The 19,828-nt window shown below is 47.0% G+C and carries 23 protein-coding genes, 1 tRNA gene and 1 other annotated feature; of the genes, 9 read left to right on the forward strand and 15 right to left on the reverse strand.

Annotated features, from left to right (window positions below):
• Positions 1-6 precede the first annotated feature (6 nt).
• Together H6G46_RS13660 and rlmD are read right to left on the reverse strand one after the other, a co-directional pair.
• A complete protein-coding gene (locus H6G46_RS13660; RefSeq protein WP_014407171.1) occupies positions 7-522 on the reverse strand; it encodes an anti-sigma regulatory factor in 516 nt (171 codons plus the stop codon).
• 119 nt (positions 523-641) lie between these two features.
• Positions 642-2,033: a 23S rRNA (uracil(1939)-C(5))-methyltransferase RlmD gene (gene rlmD, locus H6G46_RS13665; protein ID WP_010872035.1), complete on the reverse strand. Its 1,392-nt coding sequence runs from the start codon at positions 2,031-2,033 to the stop codon at positions 642-644.
• Between the two features lie 362 nt (positions 2,034-2,395).
• Between rlmD and ilvA the strand changes: the two genes are divergently transcribed.
• From ilvA to H6G46_RS13680, 3 genes are all read left to right on the forward strand, one after another.
• Positions 2,396-3,922, forward strand: a complete 1,527-nt coding sequence (gene ilvA / locus H6G46_RS13670; protein ID WP_010872036.1) for a threonine ammonia-lyase, biosynthetic — start codon at positions 2,396-2,398, stop codon at positions 3,920-3,922.
• Between the two features lie 412 nt (positions 3,923-4,334).
• Positions 4,335-4,895 (forward strand): cell division protein SepF, encoded by a 561-nt coding sequence (locus H6G46_RS13675; RefSeq protein WP_010872037.1) that lies wholly within the window; start codon positions 4,335-4,337, stop codon positions 4,893-4,895.
• A 195-nt stretch (positions 4,896-5,090) separates the two neighbouring features.
• Positions 5,091-5,480: a phosphomannose isomerase type II C-terminal cupin domain gene (locus tag H6G46_RS13680; RefSeq protein WP_010872038.1), complete on the forward strand. Its 390-nt coding sequence runs from the start codon at positions 5,091-5,093 to the stop codon at positions 5,478-5,480.
• 100 nt (positions 5,481-5,580) lie between these two features.
• Here H6G46_RS13680 and H6G46_RS13685 read toward each other — a convergent pair whose 3' ends face one another.
• From H6G46_RS13685 to H6G46_RS18675, 3 genes are read right to left on the reverse strand one after another with little or no spacing between them, the layout of a single operon-like run.
• On the reverse strand, positions 5,581-5,835 hold the full coding sequence (locus H6G46_RS13685) for a BrnA antitoxin family protein (RefSeq protein WP_020861553.1): 255 nt from the start codon (positions 5,833-5,835) through the stop codon (positions 5,581-5,583).
• Positions 5,819-6,091 carry a BrnT family toxin gene (locus H6G46_RS13690; RefSeq protein WP_194014337.1) on the reverse strand — a complete coding sequence of 91 codons (273 nt, stop codon included), beginning with the start codon at positions 6,089-6,091 and terminating at the stop codon, positions 5,819-5,821. Before H6G46_RS13690 ends, H6G46_RS13685 begins: the two co-directional genes overlap by 17 nt.
• Before the next feature lie 31 nt (positions 6,092-6,122).
• Positions 6,123-6,254 carry a hypothetical protein gene (locus tag H6G46_RS18675; RefSeq protein WP_277922303.1) on the reverse strand — a complete coding sequence of 44 codons (132 nt, stop codon included), beginning with the start codon at positions 6,252-6,254 and terminating at the stop codon, positions 6,123-6,125.
• A 97-nt stretch (positions 6,255-6,351) separates the two neighbouring features.
• On the opposite strand from H6G46_RS18675, the gene groES reads away from it, so the two are divergent.
• The 4 genes from groES (at position 6,352) to H6G46_RS13710 (ending at position 11,954) form a co-directional block, all read left to right on the forward strand.
• The gene (gene groES, locus H6G46_RS13695) at positions 6,352-6,663 is read left to right on the forward strand and encodes a co-chaperone GroES (RefSeq protein ID WP_020861555.1); all 312 of its coding nucleotides are present in this window, start codon (positions 6,352-6,354) and stop codon (positions 6,661-6,663) included.
• 96 nt (positions 6,664-6,759) lie between these two features.
• The gene (groL, locus tag H6G46_RS13700) at positions 6,760-8,385 is read left to right on the forward strand and encodes a chaperonin GroEL (protein WP_010872041.1); all 1,626 of its coding nucleotides are present in this window, start codon (positions 6,760-6,762) and stop codon (positions 8,383-8,385) included.
• A 469-nt stretch (positions 8,386-8,854) separates the two neighbouring features.
• Positions 8,855-11,053, forward strand: coding sequence for an EAL domain-containing protein (locus H6G46_RS13705; protein WP_010872042.1), 2,199 nt, complete (start codon positions 8,855-8,857; stop codon positions 11,051-11,053).
• Between the two features lie 316 nt (positions 11,054-11,369).
• The gene (locus H6G46_RS13710) at positions 11,370-11,954 is read left to right on the forward strand and encodes an NUDIX hydrolase (RefSeq protein ID WP_010872043.1); all 585 of its coding nucleotides are present in this window, start codon (positions 11,370-11,372) and stop codon (positions 11,952-11,954) included.
• A 26-nt stretch (positions 11,955-11,980) separates the two neighbouring features.
• On the opposite strand, the gene H6G46_RS18495 is transcribed toward H6G46_RS13710, so the two are convergent.
• From H6G46_RS18495 to rplS, 10 genes are all read right to left on the reverse strand, one after another.
• Positions 11,981-12,565, reverse strand: coding sequence for a hypothetical protein (locus H6G46_RS18495; protein ID WP_020861558.1), 585 nt, complete (start codon positions 12,563-12,565; stop codon positions 11,981-11,983).
• Between the two features lie 22 nt (positions 12,566-12,587).
• Positions 12,588-13,676 carry a chorismate synthase gene (aroC, locus tag H6G46_RS13720; protein ID WP_010872045.1) on the reverse strand — a complete coding sequence of 363 codons (1,089 nt, stop codon included), beginning with the start codon at positions 13,674-13,676 and terminating at the stop codon, positions 12,588-12,590.
• A 206-nt stretch (positions 13,677-13,882) separates the two neighbouring features.
• Entirely contained in the window at positions 13,883-14,269 is a 387-nt protein-coding gene (gene rplL, locus H6G46_RS13725; RefSeq protein ID WP_010872046.1) for a 50S ribosomal protein L7/L12, read from the reverse strand.
• Between the two features lie 87 nt (positions 14,270-14,356).
• Positions 14,357-14,878: a 50S ribosomal protein L10 gene (gene rplJ / locus H6G46_RS13730; RefSeq protein ID WP_010872047.1), complete on the reverse strand. Its 522-nt coding sequence runs from the start codon at positions 14,876-14,878 to the stop codon at positions 14,357-14,359.
• Positions 14,879-14,918: 40 nt separating this feature from the next.
• Positions 14,919-15,090, reverse strand: a sequence feature (ribosomal protein L10 leader region).
• Between the two features lie 34 nt (positions 15,091-15,124).
• On the reverse strand, positions 15,125-15,841 hold the full coding sequence (gene rplA / locus H6G46_RS13735; RefSeq protein WP_010872048.1) for a 50S ribosomal protein L1: 717 nt from the start codon (positions 15,839-15,841) through the stop codon (positions 15,125-15,127).
• 86 nt (positions 15,842-15,927) lie between these two features.
• Positions 15,928-16,353: a 50S ribosomal protein L11 gene (rplK, locus tag H6G46_RS13740; RefSeq protein WP_010872049.1), complete on the reverse strand. Its 426-nt coding sequence runs from the start codon at positions 16,351-16,353 to the stop codon at positions 15,928-15,930.
• A 101-nt stretch (positions 16,354-16,454) separates the two neighbouring features.
• A complete protein-coding gene (gene nusG / locus H6G46_RS13745) occupies positions 16,455-17,072 on the reverse strand; it encodes a transcription termination/antitermination protein NusG (RefSeq protein ID WP_010872050.1) in 618 nt (205 codons plus the stop codon).
• A gap of 279 nt (positions 17,073-17,351) precedes the next feature.
• Entirely contained in the window at positions 17,352-17,597 is a 246-nt protein-coding gene (gene secE, locus H6G46_RS13750; protein WP_010872051.1) for a preprotein translocase subunit SecE, read from the reverse strand.
• Positions 17,598-17,708: 111 nt separating this feature from the next.
• Positions 17,709-17,781: transfer RNA gene (locus tag H6G46_RS13755), tRNA-Trp, on the reverse strand.
• A 117-nt stretch (positions 17,782-17,898) separates the two neighbouring features.
• The gene (gene rplS / locus H6G46_RS13760; protein ID WP_010872052.1) at positions 17,899-18,267 is read right to left on the reverse strand and encodes a 50S ribosomal protein L19; all 369 of its coding nucleotides are present in this window, start codon (positions 18,265-18,267) and stop codon (positions 17,899-17,901) included.
• 137 nt (positions 18,268-18,404) lie between these two features.
• Between rplS and H6G46_RS13765 the strand changes: the two genes are divergently transcribed.
• Both H6G46_RS13765 and H6G46_RS13770 read left to right on the forward strand, forming a co-directional pair.
• The gene (locus H6G46_RS13765) at positions 18,405-18,797 is read left to right on the forward strand and encodes a hypothetical protein (protein WP_020861559.1); all 393 of its coding nucleotides are present in this window, start codon (positions 18,405-18,407) and stop codon (positions 18,795-18,797) included.
• Positions 18,794-19,789: an alpha/beta fold hydrolase gene (locus H6G46_RS13770; RefSeq protein ID WP_020861560.1), complete on the forward strand. Its 996-nt coding sequence runs from the start codon at positions 18,794-18,796 to the stop codon at positions 19,787-19,789. Before H6G46_RS13765 ends, H6G46_RS13770 begins: the two co-directional genes overlap by 4 nt.
• The last annotated feature ends 39 nt before the right edge of the window (positions 19,790-19,828 follow it).

Below are 19,828 nucleotides of genomic sequence, written 5' to 3' on the forward strand. Positions count from 1 at the left end.
TAGGTTCTACAAACTCAGCAAACGGTAACTTTCGCTGAAAAAGCGTTTGACTACATTTTGACTATCTACCTGGGGCCGGCGCTTAATTTTCTTGCTGAGGCGGAGACGGGTGCCATCTTCATTCCAATGAACTTGGTCAAAAACTTGCATGAGAATACCCAAACCTCGACCATTTTCCGACTCATCCGGGGGAAACCAGGGACTAACACAATTGGGGCAATCAAGTACCACCTGGGGACAAGGACAGGGACGGTCAAACCCCATACCCTGATCGGTGATGATCCAACAATAACCCTGGGGCGACTGGCGGTATTCCACTGTGATGCATTTCCCTGGATTGAGAGCATTGCCATGGGTAGCTGCATTGACTAAGGCTTCCTGTAAACCCAACCTGACCTCGTTGTGCAGAGGTTTGGGGACAGAGTTGAGTAATAGATCAAGGATGGGATAAAGGTAAAGGGTCGAAGAAAAACTGACTTTTTGCCAATGGGATTGCCTGTGGGGAAAATTAATGTTTAGCAAGCGCTCCACCTCACACCGGACTAGTAGCAATCTAACAGTACTGATGGCAACCATTATACTCGATCGCCTGGGAGGCCTGAATGTGCTGGCCGCTACCATAACCCTGAGGAATCCTTTGCTTAACCATTGACCGCTTTGAGAATTACTGCACACTCCACATGGGCTGTTTGGGGAAAGAAATCACAACCCTGAACCCAGGTAATTCCATAGAAGCCCTCGGCACAGAGAAATTTCAAGTCCCTCGCTAGGGTGGGGGGCTGGCAACTAATGTAGGCAATTTTTTCGGGGCGCTGTCGGATAATTTCCCTGAGCACTTCTGGTGCACAACCCTTACGGGGAGGATCAAGGAGTAAAACATCGGGAATCTCTGACAGGGTGGGTAAAACGGTCTCTACGGTACCAGCCAAAAAATCCACATTGGCAATCTGATTGATCTCAGCGTTGCGCTGTCCCTGGTGCACCGAATCTTGGTTGACCTCAATGGCGATCGCCTGGCGGACTTGGCGGGCGAGGGGGAGGGTGAAAGTGCCCACCCCAGCATAGGCGTCCACCAACAATTCGGCGCCTTGCAAATTTAATGCTTGCTGAAGCCTGGTTAACAGTAGCTCTGCCGCCCCGCTGTTAACTTGGAAAAACGTATTAGCCCCCAGGCTAAAGCTCAGATCAGCAAACTTTTCTCGACAAATACCCCGCCCTGCAATCACCACGGTCTCATCGCCAAAAATGCGATTGTTGGGTTCGGGCTGAATATTTAAACAAATGCCGCCCAAATCGGGATAGCGCTCCAACCATTCCCCAGCCTGTTCTTCCAAATCCGGTAAACCTTTATGGGCCGAAATCAGGGTCAGTAACATTTCCCCCGTACGTTGGCCAATGCGTAGGCTTAGGTGACGTAATTTGCCCTGCTTTTTCTCTTCGTCATAGATAGACCAACCCCGATTTTCAATATCTTTCTTCACCTCGGTCAGCAATAAATTTAGGCGATCATCCTGCACAGGGCATTGGTTAATATTTACCAAACGATGGCTACCCTTGCGGTAATAACCAGCTTGCACCTGGCCGGTTTTGGAGCGACTTAGGGGATAGGTGGCTTTGTTGCGATAACCCAAGCTAGCGGGGGACTGTAATAGAGGCTCCAGGGGCAAAGTGGTGAAACCACCAATACGCTCCAGGGCGTCAATAATTTGTTGTTGCTTACTTTCTACCTGGAATTGATAATCCAGATGTTGCCATTGGCAACCGCCACATTTATCCGCCACAATGCAGGACGGGCGGGTGCGCTGGACAGAAGGTTCTAAAATTTTGAGCAATTGGGCCAAGGCATAATTTCTTTTGACTTTTACCAAGCGGACTTCCAGGCGATCGCCGGGGGCCGTGTCGGGCACAAACACTACTCGCTCATTAAAGCGGCCAATACCCTCCCCTTGGTGATTGAGGCCGGTAATGGTCAGTTCCACTACGGACCCCTGTTGCCAAAGAGGGCTAGTGGCGAAATTATTACTTTGGGTCATCGAAAATTATTTACCAATACTCTATGGGGCCTTAATTACGACCATTGTATCTTGTCGTCGCTGGGCAGATTTTTAAAGTAAAAATTAAGAAATAATCCGAGGGAACATAATACAAATCAAAGTACCTTAAACCATTCCTTCGCTGGTGTGGTTGTCAAACTCGTCATCTTTGCTCCATCGTTAATGGTGATTTAACCAGCCAATTGCCCTATCTAATTCTGAACTCTACAACAAAAAACTGTACCCCACTTTCTTTACTTTATTCCTCTTCAATAGGCCCTTAGCCTGGGCCAAGGCTCTGCCAAAGAGTGGGAAACTGGAAAGGGGGATTTTAGCTACTACCGTTTTTGCTCTCGTTTTCCATGACCACCGATTACCTCGAAAGAATTCTTAAAGCCCGGGTTTACGATGTGGCGATCGAAACTCCGTTGGATTTGGCGGCCAATTTATCGAAGCGGCTGGGTAACCGGGTTTACTTTAAGCGGGAAGACCTACAGCCGGTCTTTTCCTTTAAGTTACGGGGGGCCTATAACAAAATGGCCCAGTTATCACCGGAATTATTGGCAAAAGGAGTAATTGCAGCTTCGGCGGGTAACCATGCCCAGGGAGTGGCCCTAGGAGCTTCCAAGTTGGGTACCAGGGCGATTATTGTTATGCCCGAAACCACTCCTCAGGTGAAAGTGGAGGCGGTCAAAGCTCGGGGCGGTGTGGTGGTGCTCTATGGCGAAACCTATGACGATGCCTATGGCCATGCCCGACAGTTGGAGCAGGAAAAAGGGCTAACTTTTATCCATCCTTTTAATGATCCCGACGTGATTGCTGGCCAAGGCACCATTGGCATGGAAATTCTACGTCAGTATCAACAGCCCATTGATGCCATTTTTGTGGCGATCGGTGGCGGTGGGCTGATTGCGGGGGTAGCGGCCTACGTTAAACGCCTCTATCCAGAAATTAAAATTATCGGCGTGGAACCAACGGATGCCGATGCTATGCGCCAATCTTTGGCGGCGGGAAAACGGGTCAAGCTAAACCAAGTGGGACTGTTTGCGGATGGTGTGGCGGTGCGGGAAGTGGGGGATTTAACTTTTCCCCTCTGTCAGCAATATGTGGATGATATTTTGCTGGTGGATACGGACGACACCTGTGCGGCCATCAAAGATTGCTTTGAAGATACCCGCTCAATTTTGGAGCCGGCGGGAGCGTTGGCCATTGCGGGACTGAAACAATATGTCCAAAAGCAAGGCTGTCGAGACCAAACCCTAGTGGCGATCGCCTGTGGGGCGAATATGAACTTTGACCGATTGAGATTTGTGGCGGAACGGGCCGAGTATGGGGAACAGCGAGAGGCCATTTTTGCAGTGACCATTCCCGAACAAAGGGGCAGTTTAAGAAAATTTTGTGAAGGGTTAGGGAAACATAACATTACCGAATTTAGTTACCGCATTGCGGAGGGGCCCGATGCTCATATTTTTGTCGGCATTCAGGTGCAAAACCGCAGTGATGCGTCCCAACTGGCCGCCAGCTTTAACCGCCAAGGTTTTAAAACCCTCGATTTAACCGATGACGAACTGACGAAGCTCCATTTGCGCCATATGGTGGGGGGCCGTCCCCCCCAGGTGACCCAATTGGAAAATCAACGGGAATTACTCTACCGATTTGAATTTCCTGAGCGGCCAGGGGCATTGATGAAATTTTTGGGCTGTATGGATCCAGCCTGGAATATTAGTTTGTTCCATTACCGTAACCACGGGGCCGACTACGGCAGAATTGTCGTCGGCATGCAGGTTCCCTTGGCAGAAATGGAACAGTGGCAACAGTTTTTAGCCAATTTAGGCTATCGCTATTGGGACGAGAGTGATAATCCGGTTTATCGTCTCTTTCTTCGCTAATTTTTTGCCCCATTCGTGCTAGTAATGGGAGGTATCTTTGTTAGTTACCCTAATTTCTGGCCCTGGTTACGGCTCCGGCCTGTGCTTGGGAAACAGTGAGAAATTATCGGTAAAATGTCGGCGAAAGCCTACAAAAGTTAGGAACATTTTGGTAAATTGTCACGACAGGGATAGGAAAATGAAACTCGGTCATTATTGACCGAAAAAGAAAGGGCCTGACCTTAGTAGCTCCTCGCCACTGAGTTGCCGCTCCTTTCCTCCCTGAACCGATGAACCTGCCAATCTAGCAAGAATATTTGCAGTTGATGCCGTTTACCGTGGTCTGGGTTCGCAATCACCCCGGCTTTGGTAGCAACACTAGTTCATCCCATTGACCCCTTTCACTTTACCCAGGAAATACGGACGGTAAACTATGATTTTGACCAAGTTAAAAGACTTCGTCGGCATCAGTGAACACGATGAGTACGAAGAGGATTACGACGAAGAAATGGAGTTTCCCCAGTCAGTGGCCTCCCAGCCGCCGGCCGAAGAAGTTGCCCCTCCCCCTCGCATTAGCCGCGAACCCTTAAGCTTAAATAATGAAACCTCTATTGGTACAGGAGTAAGAAATAACGTGATTGGTATGCCCGGCATCAACAACAGTGTGGCAGAGGTGGTCGTCGTCGAACCCCATTCCTTCGATGAAATGCCCCAGGTGATTCAAACCCTACGGGAACGGAAGTCGGTGGTGTTAAACCTGAATGTGATGGACCCCGAAGAAGCCCAGCGAGCCGTGGATTTTGTGGCCGGTGGTACTTTCGCCATGGATGGCCACCAAGAACGCATTGGTGAGAGTATTTTTCTGTTTACCCCCAACTGCGTCAAAGTCAGTTCTTTGGCAGGTCGTAGTCAGGAAAGCAATGAAACTTCCTCCTCCGTTTCCTCCGATAATTTTCCCACTTGGGGCTATGAAACCAGCCGTTTAGCTCAATAGTTGCTGGGTCAAGATTTAGGCACTGTTGCTAATTGTGATTTCGACAGCTATGCCAAATATTTGAATGCTTAAAAGCTCTGACGTTGGCGATCAGGGCTTTTTTCTTAATTGCTTAATTCCCGGCAAATTCCCCAGCAGTTTAAAATTGGGGCAAGTCCTTGGTCTTTTTCAACGTTTGGCTTAACGTTATCCGCCATGCATGATTCCCCTGAAGCTTCTAGTCCGGCCCCCACTCCCCATCCTGAAACCACCCGCACTCCTCCCTGGGGCATGGTCACCATGTTGGAAGAAGGCCCCCGTTATCGGATTAATCGCATTGTGGTCAAACCGGGACAACATATGAGCACCCAAATGCATTACCACCGCAGTGAACATTGGGTAGTGGTGTCGGGTACGGCCAAGGTGATCTGTAACGGTGAGGAAAAATTGTTAAATCAGAAAGAATCTACCTATGTGCCGATGAACACTCCCCATCGGGTAGAAAATCCTGGGGTAATTGACTTGGTGATGATTGAGGTGCAAAACGGTGAATATTTGGGGGATGACGACATTGTCCGTTTCCCCGAGGAGCTTCCAAAGTCCTAAGTAAAATATTTTTTGATCAGGGGATGGTTAACTCCGAAACCCTTATGGACCATCCTTTCCCAAAACCATGGGAGGGCCAGATAGGATGATCTTGTCCCCATCATCTCATTTCTGACAATTCTTCTCGCAGAATACGTCGTAAATCAGTTTCAGTTATTGATTGTTCGGCGGGAGATTGGATACATTGTCTTAGCACCTGATTAATCAAGGTTTGATAGCCCATGCCCCTTGCCTCAGCCTCTGTTCGAAAATGGTCCAAAACATCATCATCGAGATAAATCGTAATGCGGGTTTTTCCCTTGGATGGAATGATGGCGCCTCGTTTTCCTTTGGAAAAATCATATTCCCGTCTCATAGATTTTTGTCTCCTGTTTCGTGGCACGTCGGGCTGAAATTAAGCGAATAATTTCTCCTCGCAACGTATAAACAACAACCAAGATAGAGCCCGTGTTTCCCATCCCTAATGCGATAAAACGTTCTTCTGTAGTGGAATCAGGATCAAGCTCGTGAATGGTGAGAGGATCAAAAAAGACCATTTCAGCTTCTGCAAAGGAAATGCCATGCTTTTGCCGATTACTTTTGGCCTTTTGCGGATCATACTCAAACTGCATACATACATAATATGCATTACAAAGTGTTCGGTCAATAAAGGAGTAGTCCTGCACAGAAGCGGCGATCGCCTCCGGGCAACTTTGCAGTGAAGGATCTAGTCGGCTCCCGATTTTTGCCCTGAGTTCGGGAAACCACACTCACCGGGGTGTTGCACTGGGTCAAGCAATTTAGCTAAATTAGCACTCGTGAGGTGGGAGTGCTAAACCCTCTCCCAAATTACTACTGACCTTGCAAGACTATCATCTGGAGGATGACTTCTATGGCCGCTATTTCCATTAATGTTTCTACTGTGAAACCCCTTGGCGATCGGGTGTTTGTGAAAGTAAGCCCCGCTGAAGAAAAAACCGCTGGGGGGATTTTGTTGCCTGATAACGCCAAAGAAAAACCCCAAATTGGTGAAGTTGTCCAAGTGGGCCCCGGCAAACGCAACGACGACGGTACCTACTCCCCTGTGGAAGTCAAAGTGGGCGATAAGGTTCTCTATTCCAAGTATGCCGGCACCGATATCAAACTTGGTGGCGACGACTATGTTCTGTTAACTGAAAAAGATATTTTGGCCTCCGTTGCCTAGGTCGATTAATTTTTACCGATCCTGACCTGTGTTAAAACTTGCAGGATTTTTACCCATTCATCTATTGCATTAATTTGCCCACGAGGTTTTACTTTTATGGCTAAATCCATCATTTACAATGACGAAGCTCGCCGTGCCCTAGAGCGGGGCATGGACATTCTGGCGGAAGCCGTTGCCGTTACCCTCGGCCCTAAAGGTCGTAACGTGGTGCTCGAGAAGAAATTTGGCTCTCCCCAAATTATTAACGACGGGATCACGATTGCCAAAGAGATTGAACTGGAAGACCATGTAGAAAATACTGGGGTTTCCTTAATTCGCCAAGCGGCTTCTAAAACCAATGATGTGGCTGGGGATGGTACCACCACCGCTACGGTTTTGGCCCACGCCATTGTTAAAGAAGGTTTACGCAACGTGGCCGCTGGTGCCAACCCCATTTCCCTCAAGCGGGGTATTGATAAGGCCACTGATTTCCTCGTTGCTCGGATTAAAGAGCATGCCCAACCCGTGGGAGATTCCAAGGCGATCGCCCAGGTGGGAGCCATTTCCGCCGGTAACGACGAAGAAGTTGGCCAAATGATTGCCAATGCCATGGATAAAGTCGGCCAAGAAGGGGTTATTTCCCTCGAAGAAGGCAAATCCATGACCACCGAGTTGGAAATCACCGAAGGGATGCGCTTCGATAAGGGTTATATCTCCCCTTACTTCGTCACCGATGCGGAACGGATGGAAGCTGTCCTGGAAGATCCCCGCATTTTGATCACTGACAAAAAAATCAACTTGGTGCAAGACCTGGTGCCCATCCTTGAACAAGTGGCCCGTCAAGGTAAGCCCCTGTTGATCATTGCCGAAGATATTGAAAAAGAAGCTTTGGCTACCCTCGTAGTTAACCGTCTCCGGGGTGTGTTGAATGTGGCCGCTGTGAAAGCCCCCGGCTTTGGCGATCGCCGTAAACAAATGTTAGAAGACATTGCCACCCTCACCGGCGGTCAAGTAATCAGCGAAGATGCTGGTCTGAAACTGGAAAGCGCCACTGTGGATAGCCTCGGTTCTGCCCGTCGCATCAACATCACCAAAGACAACACCACCATTGTGGCCGAAGGCAACGAAGCCGCCGTTAAGTCCCGCTGTGAGCAAATCCGTCGCCAGATCGAAGAAACCGATTCTAGCTACGACAAAGAAAAACTCCAAGAGCGCTTGGCTAAATTGGCCGGTGGTGTAGCGGTAATCAAAGTCGGTGCTGCTACCGAAACCGAAATGAAAGACCGTAAACTCCGCCTGGAAGATGCCATCAATGCCACCAAAGCCGCTGTGGAAGAAGGTATTGTTCCCGGTGGTGGTACCACCCTGGCCCACTTGGCTCCCCAATTGGAAGACTGGGCCACTGGCAACCTCAAAGATGAAGAGTTAACCGGTGCCCTGATTGTAGCCCGGGCTCTGCCTGCTCCCCTCAAACGGATTGCCGAAAACGCCGGTCAAAACGGTGCGGTTATCTCCGAGCGAGTCAAAGAGAAGGAGTTCAACGTTGGTTACAATGCCGCTAGCCTGGAATATGTAGATATGCTGGCCGCTGGCATTGTTGACCCTGCCAAAGTGACCCGTTCCGCTCTGCAAAATGCCGCTTCCATCGCTGGCATGGTATTGACCACCGAATGCATTGTTGTGGACAAACCTGAAAAAGAAAAAGCCCCCGCTGGTGCCCCCGGTGGTGACTTCGACTACTAAGGTTTAGTGACCGACTAACACTTTTCTCATAAAATCCCAGGGAGGTTTCGGCCTCCCTTTTTTTCACTTGCTAAGCTCTCTTTCGTTTGATCAAATCGTCGGCAGTTTAGGCCTAGGAGAGACAAAATTCAGGCTTAGGATCCCCTCAAAAAATTTAGCTGCCCTAACTGAAAAAGTAACATTGCCACTACAAGTCCCTGGTTTTGGCTCCGGTCATGGGGGAGGCAAATAGAACTTTTGTTTACCTAATTTATCAGAAGTAAAGCCTAGGGAAACGAGATTATTCCCGGGCCCAGTCAAAATAAAAAATTGGCTAAAATCCCTATTAGAGCGACTAGGTTTTGCAATTCCCGTTGTGAGAGTTGTTAGAATAGTTCCGCCTCAAGCAATCAGAGCAGAACTTTTTCCCTTTGGCTAAATTTTTCCCAATTCCACTGCATTTGCCAAAGACAAGAGCAGTTCCCCGTTAATGAATGGTATTCACCGTTGGCTTTTCCGTTTAAGCATTATCATCCAGTTGCTCTGGGGTTCGGCGCCGGTAACTGGAACCCAGGTGGTGCGGATCGGAGTTTATGAAAATCAACCAAAGATTTTTCTCAATGATCAAAATAGGCCAGTGGGCTTTTGGATTGACGTAATCGAGGCGATCGCCGCTGCGGAGAATTGGCAAATTGAATACCACCTTTGTGAATGGCAAGCCTGTTTGCAAAAGCTAGAGGCAGGGAAAATAGATCTAATGCCCGACGTAGCAGTCAATCCTGAAAGAGCAAAAAAGTTTCAATTTAATCAAGAAGTAGTTCTAAACAGTTGGTCAATTATTTATGCTGCGAACAATGCCAATATCAATTCTATTATTGATCTAGAAGGAAAAAGAATAGTAGTTTTAAAAAATAGTGTTCAAGAAAAGAATTTGATTAAGCGTTTGGCTGAACTAAAAATAAAAGCAGAAATAATTCAAGTTGACTCATTTTCGGAGCTGTTTAAAAAAATAGATGCAGGGGAAGCCGATGCTGGAGCGGTTAATTACTTTTTTGGTAACCGTTTCAGCCATCAACATAGGGTACGTCCGACCAATATGGTTGTTGACACTTCCCAATTATTTTTTGCTGCTTCTCGCCAAACTAATCCAGCTATTTTACGTAATATTGATGAACAAGTAAATTTACTAAAAGCGGATACTGATTCCATTTATTATGAATCTCAAAAACGATGGTTATTTAATAACCCGTTATTGACCATACAAAATCTCCGCGCCATTATCCATCGGCTGATTATAATTTTTATTATCGTCACCGTTGCTATTGTTATTATTTGGAATTATCGTTTACAAAAAGAAATTAAATTAAGAAAAGCTAGCCAAAATCAACTTTCCTACCAAGCTCTTCATGATACTTTAACAGGTTTGGCTAACCGAGCCTTGTTACTCCAAAGGTTGGAATTTGCTGGCCACCAAATCAAAAACAATCCAAAATCTCGATTTGCTCTTCTTTTCATTGATTTAGATCATTTCAAATTAATTAATGATAGTTGGGGCCATTCCGTTGGAGATGCTCTCTTAATTAAGATCGCAGAAAAACTACAAATTAACTTAAGGGAAACAGATTTAGCTGTCCGTTTAGGGGGAGATGAGTTTGTGATTTTTTTAGAAAGTATTACGGAAATTAAACAGGCGATCGATGTTGCAGAACGGATTCTTATCCACTTACGTTTGCCCGTGCAAATTCAAGCCAAAGAACTATTTGTTAAAGCTAGTATTGGCATTGTCATTGGTAGTATTCATTACTATGAACCTGAAAGGCTGATAAGGGATGCAGATATTGCTATGTATCAAGCTAAAAATAATGGGCGCAACCAGTACGCTGTTTTTGATCCTTCCATGCACCAAACAATTTTAGAACGCTTAAGTTTGGAGCATGATTTTCGCAAAGCCTTAGAACAAGAAACACTAGAGTTATATTATCAGCCTATAATTTCTTTAGTTAATGATAGACTACAAGGGTTTGAAGCTCTTATACGTTGGCAACATCCTGAAAAAGGTTATATTAATCCAGAGCAATTAATTGCGATCGCCGAAGAAACTGGACTAATTATCATCCTTGGACAATGGATTATGCAGCAAGCTTGCCAACAAATTGCCCAATGGAGAGAAATTACTAATGATGATAAAATCTATGTCAGTATTAATCTTTCCCCTAATCAAATTTGTCGTCCCCTTTTTGTAGAAGAAATTGAAAACATATTACAAACAACAAAGCTTGATGGTGATGCCTTGGTGCTAGAAATAACAGAAGGAGTTTTAATTCAACACTTAGAAATAGTAGCAGAATGCCTTAAAAAAATAAAATCTCACGGAATCAAAATTAGCATTGATGACTTTGGGACTGGTTATTCTTCTCTCAGTTACTTATATCGATTACCAGTAAATTACTTAAAAATTGATCGTTCCTTTATTAATCAAATAACAGAAGATTCTCCGTCCCAATCCATTGTTAAAACTATTATTACCCTTGGGGATTTACTGGATATTCAAACTGTAGCAGAAGGTGTTGAAACAAACGATCAGTTAAATTTACTTAAAAAAATGGGCTGTGGCTTGGGGCAAGGTTATTTCTGGTCTGAACCGATGACAGTTAGGGAAATTGATTGTTTCCTGGACTGTATTGTCTAAGTAAAAAATAAATCAGCTCTACTATCTAAATTTTAATTTTATTGACTACAGCACTAAACAATAGTGTAGATTAAAACAAAAGTTTTTACTAAAAATTTTGTTTGCTTAATGAAATGTACCTGTAACAGAACCAACTTTGCCTTTTCTAACGGACATCCTTCACCTGTAAAAATAACTCTCTTGTTATTGCTATGCCATCAAATGCGCTGTCGTTACTGCAATCGTAAAAGAACAGTTTTTCTGCCCTATTTTTGGCTCACCATGTTGTTCGAGCTTAAAATTAATTAGATCTTTGTCGGTGAAATAATCCAGAGCCATGTGGCATCTTCCTCCCAGTAATTTGCAGAAATGGCATCTATGCCAAAGCCAGATGGTGCTAAACAATCCTTGGTGCCGGGTTCGTCGGGATACGGTGCAATTGCCCAATGGGACTTTGATCGATGACTACTTCGTCAATATGCGGCCAGAAATTGTGATGGTTTTGGCCCTAACCCCCCAACAGGAAATTATTTTTGTGCGGCAGTATCGCCATGGAGTGCAGGAAATTTTATTAGAATTACCTGCCGGTACTTTTTTCCCCGACCAGGAAAGCCCCACTGCTGCTATTCGCCGGGAATTAGAAGAAGAAACTGGTTACCAGATTACCAATTTGCTCAACTTAGGTTGTATTTATGATAATCCCGTCAAAGATCAATCCCGTCTCCATCTTTTCCTTGCCCCAGATGTGACTCCCACGGGAAAAAAAGCTTGGGATATAACGGAAGAAATTGAGATGGTGTTAATGCCGATCGCCGTGGTACGGGAGCAGATTTTTTCCGGAAAAATTAGGGTAGCAGGTAGTTTAGCGGCTCTGTTACTTGGCCTAGAGAAACTATCCAGTCTTCATTTTCCCTTACACTAAGGGTTTAAGGCTACTTGTGCCGAGGTTTAACTCAATTTACCGAAGGGCTGACCCCACCAGCGCCAACATTCTTTGTTAAAAGGCGATCGCCATTTGAGAATTAACTCCTTTTCCCAGGCAAGGAGGGTTTTCTTTTCCGGGGGCACATGGGGCCAAAAAGACGCCACCACTTCCACTTCTAATTCATAGCGGCGGTGTAGTTCGATATAGCTCAAAATATAGTCCTTACAATCGTGGGTGCCCTGCCAACGTTGGTCTGCTGTCAATTTGGTTTCCCCCACGTAAAGCAATAATGGCCAACGGCGATCGAGGATGAAATATAAACAACCTTGATTTTCCCCGGTTATATTGGCTGAATCCTTGCCCTGTCGCCAAAACAGGGAAGACTGTTGGGGCAAAGTAAATGGGTCAATTTCGTCGGCATGGTGCCAACTGGTGACCGGGGCATCAAACAGCGAAATTTGCTGGGGTTGGCCAGTTTTCCGTTGACTCTGTTGATATTGGTGAATTTTTTCCTGCCAATCTTCCAAACCCTGGCGATCGAGCAGCAATTTTGGCTCCCGCTTGACTCGATAGCTTGAGGGAGCATCAAACAGTTTTAGCTGTTCCAAAATACTTTCCTAACCTAGGGTTTTATAAAGTTTTACACTGGGCTTGGAATCGCAACAAATGGTCACAAAGTACTAATGCAGCCATCGCTTCCACCATGGGCACAGCCCGGGGCAAAACGCAGGGATCATGGCGACCTTTAGCGGCTAAGGTGGTTTCCTCCCCAATGTTACTAACGGTTTTTTGCTCTTGACCAATGGTGGCAGTAGGTTTAAATGCTATGCGCATAATAATGGGTTCGCCGTTGCTGATGCCTCCCTGAACCCCCCCAGAACGGTTGGTGCGAGTACGCCATTCCCCCGCTTCATCCAGGTAGTACTCATCATTATGTTGACTACCAGTCAGTAAAGTACCGGCAAAACCAGAGCCAAACTCAAACCCCTTGGTAGCGGGGAGGGACATCATTGCCTTGGCCAAATCCGCTTCCAACTTATCAAACACTGGTTCCCCCAACCCCTTGGGAGCGTTACGGATCGCACATTCCACCACCCCGCCAATGGAGTCTTTTTGTCGTAGCACCTGGTCAATGCGTTCAATCATTTTTTCGGCACATTCTTCATCGGGACAACGAACAATATTGCTTTCCACTTGCTCCAAGGTCACCGTATTGCTGTCCACCGTCGCCTCAATGTCTTGGATACTTTTCACATAGGCCACAATTTCCACCCCGTTAAACTGGGCCAGAATCTTTTTGGCGATCGCCCCTGCGGCCACCCGGCCAATGGTTTCCCTAGCAGAAGAGCGACCTCCTCCTTGCCAATTGCGAATGCCATATTTCGCTTCATAGGTGGCATCGGCGTGGGAAGGACGATATTTCACCGCCATCTCATTGTAATCCTGGGAACGGGCATCCTTATTTCGCACCAAAATGGCGATCGGTGTACCCAGAGTTTTACCCTCGAACACGCCAGAGAGAATTTCGCATTGATCTGCTTCCTTACGAGGGGTGGTAATTTTGCTCTGTCCTGGCCGCCGCCGGTCTAGGTCTACTTGGATTTCCTCTGGGGAAATTTCCAATCGGGGAGGGCAACCATCAATAATTACCCCCACGCCGCCCCCATGGGACTCACCGAAGGTGGTAATGCGAAATAAACTGCCAAACGTGTTTCCCATAAAATAACCAATGCTGACTGACCAGTCTCTTATTTTAAGTATTTTTTGGAACGAGGCATAGATAAAAATAAACGGGCCAAGGAAATATCCTAGCCCGAAAAAGAAATTATTGGGAATTGGAGTCTAATAATTTAGCTTCCAAAAAAAGTGAACAGAAAGTAAATGACCGGCTAAATAATTAGGCAAATAGCAAATATGCCAAACGATTATTTAACAGCGGCTTTACCACCAGCTTCTTCGATTTGTTTTTTGATGGCTTCAGCATCATCTTTACCGGTAGCTTCTTTGATGGCTTTGGGGGTGGATTCCACCAATTCTTTGGCTTCTTTCAGACCCAAACCGGTGATGGTGCGGACAACTTTCAGCACAGCAATTTTCTTGTCGGCAGGAACTTCTTCGAGGATAACGTCGAATTCAGTTTTTTCCTCAGCGGCTTCGGCGGGGGCAGCGGCAGCGGCGGCCATAACCATGCCACCAACGGGGGCAGCGGCGCTAACACCAAAAGCTTCTTCGATTTGTTTAACTAACTCGGAAGCTTCCAACAAGGAAAGACTTTTTAACTGTTCTAAAATTTGATCGGTTGCAGCGGACATAGAAATGACTCCTATAGGTAAGTAGGTTAAATCTGATTAGACAAACCAAAAACAAATGACTTTGGGGTGAACAGGGTGAAAACAACCCTATTCTTTGTCCACATGGGCTTGGAGACCACGGGCCACGGAAGCTGGAACTTCTTTGATGCCCAGGGCAATCTTGGTAGCCAGGGCATTGATGCCGCCGGCAATTTGACCCATAAGTTGCTCTTTGGAAGGCAAATCACCGATCGCCTCCACGTCAGCTTGGGTTAGGCTTTTTCCTTCTAATACCCCACCCCGTAGTTCGGTTTTTTTGGTATCTTTCTGGAATTTTTTGTAAGCCTTAATTGCGCCGCCCAGGTCTTCTTTCAAGACAAGAATAGCGGTGGTTCCCGTCAGAAATTCTTCCATGGGAGACCAGGCTTCTTGTCCTGCCAGTGCCCTACGGACAAGGGTATTTTTGGCAATCTTACAGGTTCCACCCAGGGGGCGGAGCCGGTTTCTTAAATCGGTAATTTCGGCAACGGTTAACCCTTGATAATCAATGATCACCGTCATTTGAGCGTCCTGGAATAACTCCTGAACATCACTGATTACCGTCGCTTTATTTTCTCTCGTTCTTCCCATTCGGGTTTCACCTCCTTGGGGTTGGGATAGCAAGCATTAAACACACAATAAAAATGCCCCTTGGCGATCGCCGGGGCTGAAGCAGAGGATCAAAAGCTGTCAAGGAAGCAAATCCCCAACAAACTCAAATCTTGATTCAGGCTTCAACCTCGGCAGGTTAATTAAGCAACCCTAATTGCTCCTGCGGTCTTTGGCATAGCCAGTTAAATAAATAGTGGCTAGAAATGACTCGGAAATTGTCGTCGCTTAGTTATCCTCAAACTTCAGATCGCGTAAAGCATTGATGTCTACAGGGATGGAAGGACCCATGGAACTGGACACAAATACGGTGCGCCAGAAACGACCCTTTGCCCCCGAAGGACGATTGCGGTCAATGGTCTCTTGCAGCGCTTTTAAATTCGCCAATAAATCATCGGCGGAAAAAGAGGCCTTTCCAAACATAACATGAACGATGCCCGTACGATCAGCCCGGAATTCTAATTTTCCGGCTTTAAATTCATTTACCGCCGCGGCCAGGTCTGCGGTTACCGTTCCCCCCTTGGGAGAAGGCATGAGACCCCGGGGCCCCAATTGTTTACCCAACCGGGCAATTTTGGGCATCATATCAGGGGTGGCAATGAGCACGTCAAAGTCCATCATGCCCTTTTGAATTTCTTCAATCAATTCCTCAGAACCGGCAATGTCAGCCCCAGCATCGGTGGCCTCCTTGACCTTTTCCCCCCGGGCTAGCACGGCTACCCGTACTGTTTGCCCTGTTCCTTTGGGTAAAGAAACAGTGGTCCGAATTTGTTGGTCACTGTATTTGGGATCAATGCCCAGACGGATGTGGGCTTCGGCCGTCTCATCAAATTTGGCAGTGGCGGTTTCCTTGAGCAACTCCATGGCCTCTAACGGGCTATAGAGTTTGCTGTCATCTACCTTGGCGATCGCCGCCTGCATGCGTTTTGAAAGCTTTTTAGTCATGGATTTGGTAACTCCTTGGGTACTGGCGAAGTAGGGAACTTCTCCCCGAAATAAATGGAAAACTTATTGGGTCTAGGCCCTCAAACTTAGCTGTTGACAGTAATACCCATATTGCGGGCTGTGCCTTCAATAATATTCATGGCCGCATCAATGTCGTTGGCATTAAGGTCAGGCAATTTTGTTTGGGCAATTTCCCGCAGTTGCTCCCGGGTAATGGAAGCCACTTTGTTTTTATTCGGTTCACTAGATCCCTTTTCCACCCCAGCGGCTTTACGGATGAGCACCGAAGCAGGAGGAGTTTTGAGGATAAAGGTGAAACTACGGTCTTCAAACACCGAAATTTCCACAGGAATAATCATCCCAGGCTTATCGGCGGTCTTGGCATTGTACTCTTTGCAAAATGCCATGATATTAACCCCATGCTGACCCAAAGCGGGACCAACGGGGGGAGCAGGGTTAGCCTTGCCAGCGGGCAGGGCCAGTTTAATCAGAGCGACGACTTTCTTGGCCATTGCTTATGTATGTCTAAGTTAATGTGATTAGGATGTGAATTAACGGCGATCAAACCCACCGCGGGGAGCGAGAATTTACTTCCAATCTCCCACTAAAGGGTTTAATTCTGTTTTTCCACCTGGGTAAATTCCAATTCCACCGGGGTTTCCCGACCGAAAATGGACAGTAAGGCTTTTAGCTTACTTCTTTCTGGACTGACTTCAATCACGTCCCCTTCAAAATCCTTAAAGGGGCCGGAGAGCACCATGATGTGATCACCGATTTCCATATCGATTTTCACCACGGGTTCCTGCTCATCCACGTGACGGAAGATTCGTTCCACTTCCCCATGACTGAGGGGCATGGGTAAAACGTGGCCCCGCCCCCGACCATAGTGACGCTTCTGCTCAGAGCCGACGAAGTTGATCACGTGGGGGGTATTTTTTACCACCTGCCAAGCGTCATCGTCCATAATCATGCGGATGAGCACGTAGCCAGGGAAAATTTTCTCTTCCCCCTGCACCCTTGCCCCGTCTTTGCGGATTTTTACGATGGGAGTTTTGGGAATTTCCACCTGGAGGATGCGATCAGCCACGTCCAAGGTGTGAATCCTCTGCTCAAGGTTTAACTTAACCCGCTTTTCACAGCCAGAGGCTACCTGTACGGCAAACCAATGGCCTTCGGAGGGTGTTTTTTTGTTTTGTTCCGCGACCGGAGATTGATCGTCAGTGAAGCTCATGACAACATGTACGAGGAATATTGACTGGGGGGATTGCCGGCAATCCAGGCTCAAGTTTGAGCAAGACTGGGCAGAGTGAATGTTGGGGATTTAGAATTTCTAAAACTTCAACAGGATCGAAAAAATAAAAAATATCGAGGGCGTAGCTGAGAAATAAAAATCTTATTTTACTTAGATAACTTAACAGGAAGCTTGACTAGAAGTTTCTCATCAGCTATCGAAAGAAAGTCAAAGCTTATTGGGCAGTAATTTACCGACCCCTTGGCTCCACTGAGTTCGTTAACCGAAAAGGAAAGGTTGTTTGGTAATCCAGCCAAAGATTTGATCAACGAAGTAGATAACCGTCGAAACCAAGATAACCATCAAAATCACGGCTACGGATTCGCTGATTAGCTGTTGACGGGAGGGCCAAACCACTTTTGCCAACTCATCTTTGGTGGCTGCAATGAAGTTGCTCCGGGCCTGGACATTGTCCACGGAATTGTCTTCGGTACTGTCGGTTCTGACCGCTTCCTTCTTAACCACAGGTTTTTCTTGCCTCCCAAATCGTTATAACTAATGAGAAAATCTGGAACATCACCGAACGCAAAGTCGAATAATTGCGTAACAATCGTTGGCGAGGTAATTGGTGGTCAACGCGCCCTGGAGGACTTGAACCCCCGACATCAGGTTTTGGAGACCTGCGTTCTACCAACTGAACTAAGGACGCATAGTCTGGGCTGAGGTTAGCCCTGGAGTCTGCACTCTGGCACCATCATACCCTAATTTGCTGCCAATTCCCATCGATGGCGATCGCCATTGGTGTTGGAGATCACAGTTTCGCTGACTACAGAGCCCGGTCAAACCGCTGCTTGATGCGGGTAGCTTTACCAACCCGATCCCGGAGATAGTAAAGTTTGGCCCGACGAACCTTACCGCGGCGCAACACTTTGATGCTGGCAACCCGGGGAGAATGGAGCAGGAAAACCCTTTCCACACCAACACCTTGGAAAATTTTCCGTACGGTAATGGTTTCGCTGATGCCGCCGTTGCGTTTGGCAATGACGGTGCCTTCGTAGGGTTGGATCCGTTCTTTCCCACCTTCGACAATCTTGACCCCAACCTTGATGGTGTCACCGACATGGATGGTGGGCAGGTCTTCTTTGAGAAACTCTGCCTCAATGGAATTGATTATGGCTTGGGCGTTCATGGTCATAGTAAAAACTGACAATTTCTCATCATAACTGATTTACCCTCTTTTGCAAAAGTTGCTTTTTTCCCACTTGCCTTGCTGTTGCGCCCGGACTGTTGGCCGCTAGAATGCAGTTTTGCTGGATCATAATTGAAAAGCCGATGACCACCATTACCTCCCAGGCGATCGCCCGTTACCGTGACCAACTTGCCCATTGTCCGGAGGCAATGCAGGCGCTGGATACCATCGAGGATTGTGAAGGTAATTTAGAAGATGCGGCCCTGACCCTGGGCATCCAAGTGGGGCAACAGCCCGATCGCAATGATTGGCTAGAGGGTTTGGCCAAAAGATGCCGAGTAGCCATTTGTGAGGGGGGTTTTCCGGCGGCATTAAAAGACAATAACATCAGTACAGTGGTCAATCACCTTAGCGAACGCAAAGTCTGTCATCCCCTGTTAGCGCCCCTGGTGGTGGCCTATGTTTTGGAGCAAGGCATTGATGATTTTTGCGCTCCTATCCATTTCAAGCTCAATTACGATGGTGAAAACAATTGACCGGTGATATTCTGACCACCCAATCCCAGGATAGGCAAGGAATAAAACGATGGGATGAACGCATTGGTTGTCAGCGGGAATGGAGTTGGCGGGGTTGGCAAATTCGGTATAGTTTTCGTCACCCTATTGAGCCCACTGGTTTACCTCCCCTGTTGCTTATCCATGGTTTTGGGGCGGCGATCGAGCATTGGCGTTACAACATGTCGTTTTTTGCTCAACACACCAGCGTTTACGCCATTGATTTGCTTGGTTTTGGTGGTTCCCGCAAAGCTGACGAACGTTACAGTGCTTACTCCTGGGCAGACCAGGTGCGGGATTTCTGTCGGGAAATAATTGGCTGTCCCACCGTGTTAGTGGGAAATTCCATTGGTTCCCTGGTGGCGTTAACTATGGCAGCAGAAAGTCCAACCCTAGTGGCCGGATTAATTATGGCAAGTTTGCCGGACGTTTCTCTTCGTCAGCAGGCCGCCCCTCGTTTTTTAAGACCTTGGATTGAAAAGGTGGAAAGCGCTTTTTCCCCTCCTTGGTTACTCAATGGCCTATTCAAGTTTGTTCGTCGTCCCCCGATTATCAAGCGTTGGGCCGGTTTGGCCTATGGTTTGCGGCAGGAACAGCTTGATCTAGACCAGTTTGAAGAGGAATTGGTGCAAATTATTTGTTCTCCTCCCCAGGATTTGGGGGCAGAGGTTGCCTTTCGGCAATTGTTTAGCTCTGTGCGTCAGTCCCACTTTGCGCCGTCGGTGAAGGAGTTATTGCCTACCCTGGATTTACCCATATTGTTGCTTTGGGGAGATGGCGATCGGTTTATCCCCTGTCGATATGGCCAGCAATTTGCCCTGTTGAACAAAAAAATTGAATTTCAACTTTGGCCTGGAGTCGGCCACTGTTTACATGACGAGTGCCCAAATAAGTTTAATCAAACTTGCTTAACTTGGCTAAGGCGGAATTTTGATAAATCCTTTGAACTAAGCGAGCCGGTGGTGACGGCTTGAAAAAGCTGCCAGGAAAATCAATAATGACAAGACTTTCAA

This window comes from Synechocystis sp. FACHB-908 (genome assembly GCF_014698595.1).
Lineage (GTDB): Bacteria > Cyanobacteriota > Cyanobacteriia > Cyanobacteriales > Microcystaceae > Synechocystis.

Coding starts and splice junctions, on each gene's coding strand:
- rplK (WP_010872049.1), bottom strand. CDS start 16,353: ATGGCCAAGAAAGTCGTCGCTCTGATTAAACTGGCCCTGCCCGCTGGC.
- H6G46_RS13705 (WP_010872042.1), top strand. CDS start 8,855: ATGAATGGTATTCACCGTTGGCTTTTCCGTTTAAGCATTATCATCCAG.
- H6G46_RS13765 (WP_020861559.1), top strand. CDS start 18,405: ATGACCACCATTACCTCCCAGGCGATCGCCCGTTACCGTGACCAACTT.
- groL (WP_010872041.1), top strand. CDS start 6,760: ATGGCTAAATCCATCATTTACAATGACGAAGCTCGCCGTGCCCTAGAG.
- H6G46_RS13685 (WP_020861553.1), bottom strand. CDS start 5,835: ATGAGACGGGAATATGATTTTTCCAAAGGAAAACGAGGCGCCATCATT.
- H6G46_RS13675 (WP_010872037.1), top strand. CDS start 4,335: ATGATTTTGACCAAGTTAAAAGACTTCGTCGGCATCAGTGAACACGAT.
- rplJ (WP_010872047.1), bottom strand. CDS start 14,878: ATGGGAAGAACGAGAGAAAATAAAGCGACGGTAATCAGTGATGTTCAG.
- rplA (WP_010872048.1), bottom strand. CDS start 15,841: ATGACTAAAAAGCTTTCAAAACGCATGCAGGCGGCGATCGCCAAGGTA.
- H6G46_RS13690 (WP_194014337.1), bottom strand. CDS start 6,091: ATGCAGTTTGAGTATGATCCGCAAAAGGCCAAAAGTAATCGGCAAAAG.
- rlmD (WP_010872035.1), bottom strand. CDS start 2,033: ATGACCCAAAGTAATAATTTCGCCACTAGCCCTCTTTGGCAACAGGGG.
- ilvA (WP_010872036.1), top strand. CDS start 2,396: ATGACCACCGATTACCTCGAAAGAATTCTTAAAGCCCGGGTTTACGAT.
- rplL (WP_010872046.1), bottom strand. CDS start 14,269: ATGTCCGCTGCAACCGATCAAATTTTAGAACAGTTAAAAAGTCTTTCC.
- H6G46_RS13680 (WP_010872038.1), top strand. CDS start 5,091: ATGCATGATTCCCCTGAAGCTTCTAGTCCGGCCCCCACTCCCCATCCT.
- rplS (WP_010872052.1), bottom strand. CDS start 18,267: ATGACCATGAACGCCCAAGCCATAATCAATTCCATTGAGGCAGAGTTT.
- groES (WP_020861555.1), top strand. CDS start 6,352: ATGGCCGCTATTTCCATTAATGTTTCTACTGTGAAACCCCTTGGCGAT.
- nusG (WP_010872050.1), bottom strand. CDS start 17,072: ATGAGCTTCACTGACGATCAATCTCCGGTCGCGGAACAAAACAAAAAA.
- H6G46_RS13710 (WP_010872043.1), top strand. CDS start 11,370: ATGTGGCATCTTCCTCCCAGTAATTTGCAGAAATGGCATCTATGCCAA.
- aroC (WP_010872045.1), bottom strand. CDS start 13,676: ATGGGAAACACGTTTGGCAGTTTATTTCGCATTACCACCTTCGGTGAG.